Annotated in this window: 11 protein-coding genes and 1 tRNA gene; 5 read left to right on the top strand and 7 right to left on the bottom strand. The window is 69.3% G+C overall.

Features of this window, described 5'->3' with window-relative positions:
• Window positions 1-359, bottom strand: a 359-nt coding sequence (locus ACYVE7_RS23685) for a DUF3825 domain-containing protein (protein ID WP_460367306.1), incomplete at its 3' end; no start/stop codon positions are given.
• 126 nt (window positions 360-485) lie between these two features.
• On the opposite strand from ACYVE7_RS23685, the gene ACYVE7_RS23680 reads away from it, so the two are divergent.
• From ACYVE7_RS23680 to rdgB, 4 genes are all read left to right on the top strand, one after another.
• Window positions 486-1,274 (top strand): thioesterase family protein, encoded by a 789-nt coding sequence (locus tag ACYVE7_RS23680; RefSeq protein WP_460367304.1) that lies wholly within the window; start codon window positions 486-488, stop codon window positions 1,272-1,274.
• A 215-nt stretch (window positions 1,275-1,489) separates the two neighbouring features.
• Window positions 1,490-2,236, top strand: a complete 747-nt coding sequence (locus tag ACYVE7_RS23675) for an MBL fold metallo-hydrolase (RefSeq protein ID WP_460367301.1) — start codon at window positions 1,490-1,492, stop codon at window positions 2,234-2,236.
• Window positions 2,237-2,274: 38 nt separating this feature from the next.
• Complete coding sequence (gene rph, locus ACYVE7_RS23670; RefSeq protein ID WP_460367299.1) at window positions 2,275-2,994, top strand: ribonuclease PH; 720 nt, start codon at window positions 2,275-2,277, stop codon at window positions 2,992-2,994.
• Window positions 2,991-3,578 (top strand): RdgB/HAM1 family non-canonical purine NTP pyrophosphatase, encoded by a 588-nt coding sequence (rdgB, locus tag ACYVE7_RS23665; protein ID WP_460367298.1) that lies wholly within the window; start codon window positions 2,991-2,993, stop codon window positions 3,576-3,578. Before rph ends, rdgB begins: the two co-directional genes overlap by 4 nt.
• Before the next feature lie 7 nt (window positions 3,579-3,585).
• Here the strand turns inward: rdgB and ACYVE7_RS23660 are convergent, their stop codons facing one another.
• The 6 genes from ACYVE7_RS23660 to bcp all read right to left on the bottom strand — a co-directional run bounded on the left by ACYVE7_RS23660 (window position 3,586) and on the right by bcp (window position 8,077).
• The gene (locus ACYVE7_RS23660) at window positions 3,586-4,524 is read right to left on the bottom strand and encodes an anti-sigma factor RsbA family regulatory protein (RefSeq protein WP_460367296.1); all 939 of its coding nucleotides are present in this window, start codon (window positions 4,522-4,524) and stop codon (window positions 3,586-3,588) included.
• On the bottom strand, window positions 4,521-5,405 hold the full coding sequence (locus ACYVE7_RS23655) for an MEDS domain-containing protein (RefSeq protein WP_460367294.1): 885 nt from the start codon (window positions 5,403-5,405) through the stop codon (window positions 4,521-4,523). The genes ACYVE7_RS23660 and ACYVE7_RS23655 overlap by 4 nt, the downstream gene beginning before the upstream one ends.
• A gap of 118 nt (window positions 5,406-5,523) precedes the next feature.
• Window positions 5,524-6,459 (bottom strand): anti-sigma factor RsbA family regulatory protein, encoded by a 936-nt coding sequence (locus ACYVE7_RS23650; RefSeq protein ID WP_460367292.1) that lies wholly within the window; start codon window positions 6,457-6,459, stop codon window positions 5,524-5,526.
• A complete protein-coding gene (locus ACYVE7_RS23645) occupies window positions 6,456-7,310 on the bottom strand; it encodes an MEDS domain-containing protein (protein ID WP_460367290.1) in 855 nt (284 codons plus the stop codon). The genes ACYVE7_RS23650 and ACYVE7_RS23645 overlap by 4 nt, the downstream gene beginning before the upstream one ends.
• Before the next feature lie 167 nt (window positions 7,311-7,477).
• A tRNA-Leu gene (locus tag ACYVE7_RS23640) sits at window positions 7,478-7,552 on the bottom strand.
• A gap of 57 nt (window positions 7,553-7,609) precedes the next feature.
• Entirely contained in the window at window positions 7,610-8,077 is a 468-nt protein-coding gene (bcp, locus tag ACYVE7_RS23635; protein WP_460367288.1) for a thioredoxin-dependent thiol peroxidase, read from the bottom strand.
• 87 nt (window positions 8,078-8,164) lie between these two features.
• Here bcp and ACYVE7_RS23630 point away from each other — a divergent pair, with 87 nt between their 5' ends.
• Complete coding sequence (locus tag ACYVE7_RS23630) at window positions 8,165-8,515, top strand: DUF3618 domain-containing protein (RefSeq protein ID WP_460367286.1); 351 nt, start codon at window positions 8,165-8,167, stop codon at window positions 8,513-8,515.
• Window positions 8,516-8,717 lie beyond the last annotated feature (202 nt).

Below are 8,717 nucleotides of genomic sequence, written 5' to 3'. Positions count from 1 at the left end.
CGCCAGGGCGGGCCGTCGGGGTCGTGGGCGGGCACACAGGTGCCGTACACCTCCTCGCCCGCCGGGGTGGCGAGCCCGGTCGCGAACGCGCTGCGCGTGCCGTCGGCGGCGATCGCGATCCGGCGCTGCGCGGTCAGCCGGACGAAGGTCTGCTCCAGATACTCGCGGAGCACCCAGGTGCGGTCCCGGCCAGGACAGCCCCAGTCCTCCGGCTCGACGATCCGGGCGAGCCGGTCGAAACAGTCGTCGTCGATGCCGTCTTCGACCCGGAGCATCCCGACTTCGGCATAGGTGTGCAGGGCGCCCTGACGGGGAGACGGTAGGGGGGAGCCCGCATGTTTCTTCAGGTGCGGCGTCACGCGGGGGAGAGTAGCCCACGGCTGTCCGGCCTCTTCGCATATGTCGTCCTGCTCCCGGGCCGGGCGGACCGGCGTGTCTCCGGATCGGTAGGCTGGCCGAACTCGGTTCGGTACCCGGAGGCGTGCATGACGAGGTTCGCGGCGGCCACGAAGATCTCCCCGCTGGGCGAAGGGAGGTACGGAGCCGAGCTCGACGCCGGGTTCGGGTTCGGCGTGGCGCTCAACGGCGGCTACCTGATGGCCGTGGTGCTCCGGGCCGTCGTCGCGCAGTCACGGCACCCGCATCCCGTCGCCACCGCCGTCAACTTCCTGCGGCCCGCGCAGCCGGGCCACGCCGAGATCGTGGTGGAGTCCCGCAAGGACGGCAAGACCGCCGCGATGTTCCGCGCCACGCTCGTCCAGGACGGCAATGCCCTCCTCGACGCGCAGGTCACCACCGCGACACTCGACCCGCGGGCCGTCCCCGTGTACCGCGGGCGGGCGCCGCAGATGCCGCCGCTGGAGGAATGCAGGCCGTCCGGGCAGGGCAGCGCCGAACGCGGCTTCGCCGCCCAGGTCGACATGCGGTTCGACCCCGCCACCATGGGCTGGCTCGACGGCCGTCCCACCGGCAGGCCCGAGATGCGCGCCTACATCAAGCTGCGCGAGGACGACCTGCCCGACCCCTACGTCCTGGCGCTCGCGCTCGACGCGCTGATCCCGGTCGTCACCAACACCGGCGCGTACGGCTGGTCGCCGACGGTCGAACTGACCTGGCATCTGCGCGCGCTGCCCGCGCCCGGCTGGCTCGCCGTCCACGGCTCGGGACGGCTGGTCGCCGACGGCTGGTTCGACGAGAACGTCGAGATCTGGGACTCCGCCGGAACGCTCGTGGCCCAGTCACGGCAGCTCGCCAGGGCCGCCAGGCAGCGGTGATCGCAGCCCGTGAACCACTGATCCGCAGGCGCAGATGTAGTGAGCGTCACACACTCTGTGACGGCGGATTCGCATAGCCTTGGGCGTCATGCCAGACGCCGTGCCTCCCCGTCCACCCCGTCTTGGAGGCCGGCCCCGACATCTGAACCTCGGTTGTATATAACCCCGCCACACCTGGGCATGTCCCCAGGAAGGACGATGTAGAGGAGCTCCCCGTGCGGGTGACTGTGATCGGCTGTTCCGGCAGCTTCCCGGGGCCGGACAGCCCCGCCTCCTGCTATCTGATCGAGGACCAGGGCTTCTCGCTGCTCCTGGACTTCGGCAACGGCGCGCTCGGGGCTTTGCAGCGCCATCACGACCTTTACGACATCGACGCCATCGCCGTCTCCCACCTCCACGCCGACCACTGCATGGACCTGTGCGGCTACTACGTCGCCCGCAAGTACAGCCCGCAGGGCACCAAGCCGAAGATCCCGGTGTTCGGGCCCGACAACACCGCCCAGCGGATGGCCGAGGCCTACGACCTGCCGCAGGACCCCGGCATGACCGACACCTTCGACTTCACCGCGCTGGCCCGCACCTTCGACGTCGGACCGTTCACCGTCACCACGGCCCCGGTCAACCACGTCATCGAGTCCTACGGGTTCCGGATCAGCTCGGGCGGCAAGACCGTCGCCTACTCCGGCGACACCGGCCGCACCGACGTCCTGGTCGACCTGGCCCGCGACGCCGACCTGTTCCTGTGCGAAGCGTCCTTCATGGAAGGCGGCGACAACCCGCCCGACCTGCACCTCACCGCGCGTGAGGCCGCCGAGTACGCCGACCGGGCCGACGTCCGCCGGCTGCTGCTCACCCATCTCGTCCCCTGGAACGACGCCGAGCAGTCACTCGTCGAGGCCAAGACCGCGAAGTTCGCGGGCCCGATCGAGCTGGCCCGCTCGGGGCTCTCCTACGACCTTTAGCGTCTGTAGGCGGATTGCGGGCGGATAGGCTGGCAGGCATGTCTCGCCCCGACGGCCGCGTGGCCGATCAGCTCCGTCATGTCCGGATCCAGCGCGGCTGGCTCGACCACGCCGAGGGCTCGGTGATGGTCGAGTTCGGCGGCACCCGGGTGCTGTGCGCCGCCTCCGTCCAGGACTCGGTGCCCCGCTGGCGGCGCGACAGCGGGCTCGGCTGGCTGACGGCCGAGTACGCGATGCTGCCGCGCGCCACCAACACCCGCAACGACCGTGAGGCCGTCAAGGGCAGGCTCGGCGGCCGTACGCAGGAGATCTCCCGGCTCATCGGCCGTTCGCTGCGCGCCTGCGTCGACTTCAAGGCGCTCGGCCAGAACACCATCACCCTCGACTGCGACGTCCTGCAGGCCGACGGCGGCACCCGCACCGCCGCCATCACCGGCGCGTACGTGGCGCTCGCCGACGCCGTCACCTGGATGCGCGACAAGCGCCTCACCAAGGGCGACCCGCTCATCAACACCGTGTGCGCGGTCAGCGTCGGCGTCATCGACGGGGAGCCGCGGCTCGACCTCTGCTATGAGGAGGACGTCCGCGCCGACACCGACATGAACGTCGTGTGCACCGGCGACGGCCGGCTCATCGAGGTCCAGGGCACCGCCGAGGGCGTCCCGTTCTCCCGCGACGAGCTCAACGGGCTGCTCGACCTCGCGCAGCTCGGCTGCGTCGACCTGACCATGATGCAGAAGGAAGCACTCGCCCGATGAAGATCGTCCTGGCCACCGGGAACGAAGGCAAGATCGTCGAACTGCGGCGGCTGCTGACCGACCACGAGGTGGTCGGGCTCAGCGAGTTCCCCGACGCGCCCGACGTCCCCGAGACCGAGCTGACCTTCGCGGGCAACGCCCTGCTGAAGGCCCGCGCGATCGCCGCGCACACCGGGCTGCCCGCCGTCTCCGACGACTCCGGGCTCTGCGTGGACGCGCTCAACGGGATGCCGGGCGTCCTGTCGGCCCGCTGGTCGGGCCGGTTCGGCGCCGACGCGAAGGACCTGCGCAACCTGCAGCTCGTGCTCGACCAGCTCGCTGACGTCGGCGACGGCCAGCGCGGCGCGCACTTCATGTGCGCCGCCGCCCTCGCCTACCCCGACGGCCGCGCCGAAGTCGTCGAGGGACGGATGGACGGGGTGGTGCTGCGCGAGCCGCGCGGCGCCGGCGGGTTCGGCTACGACCCCATCTTCCTGCTGCCGGAGCTGGGCAAGACGACCGCCGAACTCACCCCTGAGGAGAAGTCGGCGGTCAGCCACCGCGGCAAGGCGTTCCGCGCCCTCGCCGCCTACCTGACCGCCTAGCCAGCTCCTAGCTGAGGGCCGAGCGCAACCGGACCCGGGTGCCGTGGTGCCCGGCCCTTATGTGGATGACGTCGACCAGCATCCGGGCGCTCCACAGGCCGAAGCCCTCGGCGGTGGCGTCGGCGGGCGGCAAGAAGCCCGCCAGCTCGTCCGGATGCCAGAGCCCGATGTCGGCGACCTCGCAGTGCAGCTCGTTGTCGGACTTCCACACCATCAGCTCGATCGGCGGGGTGCCGTGCACCACCGCGTTGGTCGCGATCTCGTTGACCGCGGTGACCAGATTGCCGAGCTTGGAGCGGTCGAGGCCGTGCCGCGTGGCCTTGTCCTTCAGGAACTTGCGCATCGGCGCGAGGTCGAGCGACTCGATCCCGATCCGGTCCACCTGGTCCGGTACCGCGGGCACTGGAGCCGAACGGCTGAGCTCGGGGCCCAGCTCGTGCGGCTTGGTGTAGCTGGTGTTGTAGAGCGGGTAGTTGCCGCCGGAGAGCATTTCGGGGTGCGTCCGCATCGCTTCGTCGATGATCGCCGGCGACAGGGTCCGCCGGTCGTAAGGGCAGATCACCTGGGCGCCGCTCTTGCTGAACGCCGCGTTCACGATCGACTCGTACCGCGCCCACTCCGCGAGCTGCAGACCCTGGCCGCGCCCCGACCAGTCGACGCCCGCCAGCGCCCGCACCCGGCGCGGCGCCACCCCCTGCACCACGTCGTTGTAGGCCGAGATCGTGCGGACCGGATGCCCGTAGAACACCGCGGAGTCGACATAGTGGACGGGATTGGCGTCACTGCGCATGACGTCGCGGATCGCGTCCCACTCCTGCGGCGGGATCACCGCGAGGATGTGGTCACCGGTGCCCAGGCCCTCCTGGAGGAAGGGCACGGCCGCGTTCAGGAACTCTTCGTCCTTGCCGTACAACAGTGCACGGTGCACGAGATTCTGCTCGTTCACTTGGCCCCCCAGCCTTGTCCGCGGGTGATTCCGGGGTAGCGGTGGAAGCCCACCATGTCGATCACGCCCTGGAGTTCTGCCGTCGGGTTGTCCAGCACCAGCCCGTTGCCGCGGGTCAGCCGGAGCGCGTGCGTGCCGATGAGGCTCAACGCGCCGAGGTCGATGAACTTGAGATTGTTGAGATCCAGATGGACCTCGCTGCGCGGATCGCTCACCGCCGTCAAGGTCTGGGTGAACGCGGCATGGCGTGCGCCGTCGATCTCGCCTTCGAGTTTCAGGCCGTGCGGCCGGAACGTGCGAGTGATCTTGAGCACGCCGTCGTCATATTCGGGGTTCACTTCGACGAGTACCTCGTGATGATGCTGCAGGACGTCGATGGCCTCGGGAGTACAAGCGGAGCGGTCGACCTGGCAGATGCCCGTGGCCACGGTGCTGGGCCCGATCATCGCCTCCACCTCGTTGTCGCAGGCGAGCATGAACTGGTCGCCGCCCGGCAGGCCGGCCGCCCAGGTCATGTCCGCGGTGATCCGGACGCGCTGGAACCGCTGGTCGAGAGCCTTCGCGATCTCACGCTCCAACGTGTCGGCCAACAGGGCCGGATCGCTGTAGCCGTCCTTCGCGCAGGCCAGATGCCAGGGGATGACGGCCAGATGGCCCGCCTCCGCGAACGGCGTGGCGTCGATGCCGTACCGGCTCAGCAGGCCCGGGAGATGCCGCGGCGCGGCGTCGGTCACGCAGACGACCTTCTCCCCGGCGTCGAGACCGGCGTAGACGAAGTCACCGAGCACGCGGCTCTGTTCGTCCGGATGGGAGAACGCCAGCCACGCGTGGTCGCCGGCGCGTAGGTCGCCGACCGATCTCTGCGTGTACAGGTGGGTCATGCCCCGTCCATTATCGAAAAGATGGGTAGCGTCAGAGTACGCCCGAGCTCCGACATTGGCAGGAAGTCTGCAAACCTTTCTCTGTAAATATCCCGATCCTCGTGTTGCACGTGCATTTTCAAGCGCAAAGTGGTGTGCGAATGCGAATACGGGTGCCGGCCGGACCCGTCCTGACCTGCACGATGTCGCAGAGCATCCGCACCGCCCAGAGTCCGAGCCGGGGGATTTCCCCGGGTAGCTCCGGATTTGGCGGGAAGTGGCCTGGTCCGGCGGAGTCCTCCGGTTGCCAATGGCCCTCGTCCGCCACCTCGCACACCAGTTCGCCGTCCTCCGGCCAGAGCCGCAGCACCACCGGAGGGGTGCCGTGGCGCAGCGCGTTGGTCGCCACCTCCGTCACCGCGACCAGCAACTGGTGCAGGGTGCCGCCCGGAACGCCGAGATCGCGTGCGTGGCCGGCGACCAGCGCCCGCAGATCCCGCATGTCGGGGGAGAAGACCGGCATCGCGGCCGAATCGGCGGGGGCGGGGGCCAGCGGCTCGCGATCGCACATCGCGCCGAACAGGCCCGGCTCCAGATAGCCGGGGTTGGCGCGGCGGAAACGGCCGTGGGCCGAGTGCGGATGGGTGCGGCGGGCGGCGTCCAGGATCGGCAGCGGCAGCGCGCCCAGATCGTAGGGGCACATGAACGAGGCGTCGGTGTCGGCGAAGACCAGATTGACCAGCGATTCCAGCCGCTGCCACTCCAGCACCTCCCACTTGCCCCACGTCTCCCAGTGCGGCTCGCCCAGGATCCGCAGGCCGCGGCCCTCGGCCTTGCCCTCCTGCCACTGGCGCAGCACCTTCGCGACGATCCTGGTGGGATGCTCGTAGAAGACGCCCTGGTCCAGGAACTGCACGGCGCCGTCCAGCTCCGCCCGGAGCGCGGCGCGCTTGCGCGGGTTCGTCGCCACGAAGACCGTGTCGCCCCGTTCGGCGCCCTCCGTCAGGAACGGCAGCGCCGCGCCCAGGAACTGGTCGTCACCCTGGTAGGGGAGGGCGAAGTGATCCAGTGTCACGACGCGTCCCCCATGATCACTCCGGGCAGTTTCTCGATCCCCACCGTCTTGATGACCGATTCGACGTCGCTGGCCACCCGGTGCAGCACCACCCGCGAGGTCGGGCCGCGCCGCCGGGTGTACTCCGCCATCGCCTGCAGCGCGCGCAGGCTGACGAAGTCCAGCTTCTCCATGTCGAGATGGACGGCCTCGCCGTTCGGCGACACGGAGTTCAGCACTTCTTCGAACCGCTGCTGGCGCGCCTCGTCCAGCTCGCCGACGAGCTGCAGGCCGAGCGGTTGATAGGTCTTGGTGATCGACAGGACGGGATCGTCGAAGTCGGGGTTGGGGATCGCCAGCACCTCATGGTGCTGTTTCAGCAGCTCGAGCTGGGTCCCCGTGCATTTGCGGATGTCCGTCTGGCAGATGGCCGTCACGGACACCGAGGGGCAGACGTGGCCGGAGAACTCGCGTTCGCAGGAGTCGAGCCGGGCGTCGCCGAACGGCTCGGCGAAGGCCCAGGACGTGTCCGCGGTGACGCGGATGCCGCGGAACTGCTGCTCCGTCGCCTTGGTGATCTCGTCGGTGAGGGTCTCGACCATCTTCGCGGGATCGAACATTCCGCCGCTGAGACACGCCTCCCCGACGGGGATCAGCGAGAGCAGGCCCGTTCTGATCGCGGGGCCCAGATCCTCGCCGAACATCCCGGGCAGCTCCCAGGGCTCGGCGTCCGTCACATAAATGATCTTGTCTCGGATGCTCAGTCCATACCGGATCCAATCCCCGATCACATGCCCTTGCTCGCTTTCGCTCCCATACGGCAGCCAAGCGTGGTCCCCCGGCAACAGATCCCTGACCGACCTCCGGAACATGAGCCCTCATGCCTCCCCGCACCCGCCAGTCCCCACAATGTACGCCGCATCCCCCGTCCGGACCCCCCGCTTTTTTCACATACCGGGACCCCACTCCCCACGGTGATCGCTCGCCTACACCCCGTAAAAGACAAAAGGGACAGTCTTCACGACTGTCCCTTTTCGCGTGGGGCCGGTGGGACTCGAACCCACAACCACATGAACCTAAATCATGCACCTCTGGCCAATTGGGCTACGGCCCCGCAGGCGAGATCGTACCAGCGCGGGCCTGGCCGCTCACCTCGATAAACGGCCGGGTGTCAGAGGCCGAGGTCCTTGCGGAGGCGGGCGACATGGCCGGTGGCCTTGATGTTGTAGTACGGCTTCTCGATCATGCCGTCCTCGTCGATCAGGAAGGTGGAGCGGATGACGCCGACGGTGAGCTTGCCGTAGAGCTTCTTCTCGCCGTAGGCGGCGTAGGACTCCAGGACCTTCCGGTCGGGGTCGGACAGGAGCGGGAAGGTGAGGTGGTCGCGGTCGCGGAACTTCGCGAGCTTCTCCGGCTTGTCGGGTGAGATGCCGATGACCTTGACGCCGGCCTCGGCGAGCTCGGGAAGCGCGTCCTCGAAGTCGATCGACTCCTTGGTGCAGCCCGGGGTCATGGCGGCCGGGTAGAAGTAGACGATGACCTTGTGGCCGCGGAAGTCGGAGAGGGAGACCGGGGTGCCGTCGGCGTCGGGGAGGGTGAAGTCGGGGGCGGGAGCGCCCTGCTCCAGGCGGTCGGTCACGGGGTTTCCTCTCGGGTTCGGGTGTGGGATTCCAAACTACCGGGGGGTTGGCGCGCCGCGGGGGTGCGACCTGCAAGACTGATCGTCATGGGTGACAGAGATCCGGATGACGTCGAGCAGGAGATCGAGCAGACCCGTGAGGAGCTGGCTCGGACGATCGACGCGCTCGCCGATCGGGTGAATCCCTCGCATGTGGCCGCCCGGACGGGCGAGAAGGTCCGCGAGGAGATCAAGCAGGTCGCGGTGACGGTCGGTTCGATCGTCGCGCCCGCCAAGGACGGTGACTCGCCGCTGACCGACGAGCAGCGCCAGCGGGCCATGGTGATCGGCGGGGTGATCCTGGTGGGTGCGGTGCTGCTGCTGGCCAACGGCCGCCGCAAGCGGCGCAAGGCCGCCAAGGAGCTGGTCGTGGCCTGGGGCGGGACGAAGAAGAAGTAGGTCGCGCGTGCGCGCCCCCAGGTCCTGCGGCCGGGGGGCGCTTCGCCATGTCCGGGGTCGGGGGCCTCAGCGGAACTGGGGGAGGTCGGCGCGGTGGGCGGCGAGCCCCTCGTCCAGGAGGGCTCGGGCGGCGGGCAGGCTGCGGACGAACGGGTGGGCGAGCAGCGCCTGAAGGGCGAGCCGCCGGTCGCCGAGGGTGGCG

Source organism: Actinocorallia lasiicapitis, from assembly GCF_054778695.1.
The sequence above is the reverse complement of the archived record's forward strand: the minus strand, read 5'-3'. Positions and strand labels throughout refer to the sequence as shown.

Bases quoted from the DNA above. Each gene is read 5' to 3' on its own strand.
- ACYVE7_RS23680 (WP_460367304.1), top strand. From the start codon at position 486: ATGACGAGGTTCGCGGCGGCCACGAAGATCTCCCCGCTGGGCGAAGGG.
- rph (WP_460367299.1), top strand. From the start codon at position 2,275: ATGTCTCGCCCCGACGGCCGCGTGGCCGATCAGCTCCGTCATGTCCGG.
- rdgB (WP_460367298.1), top strand. From the start codon at position 2,991: ATGAAGATCGTCCTGGCCACCGGGAACGAAGGCAAGATCGTCGAACTG.
- ACYVE7_RS23655 (WP_460367294.1), bottom strand. From the start codon at position 5,405: ATGACCCACCTGTACACGCAGAGATCGGTCGGCGACCTACGCGCCGGC.
- ACYVE7_RS23645 (WP_460367290.1), bottom strand. From the start codon at position 7,310: ATGTTCCGGAGGTCGGTCAGGGATCTGTTGCCGGGGGACCACGCTTGG.
- ACYVE7_RS23630 (WP_460367286.1), top strand. From the start codon at position 8,165: ATGGGTGACAGAGATCCGGATGACGTCGAGCAGGAGATCGAGCAGACC.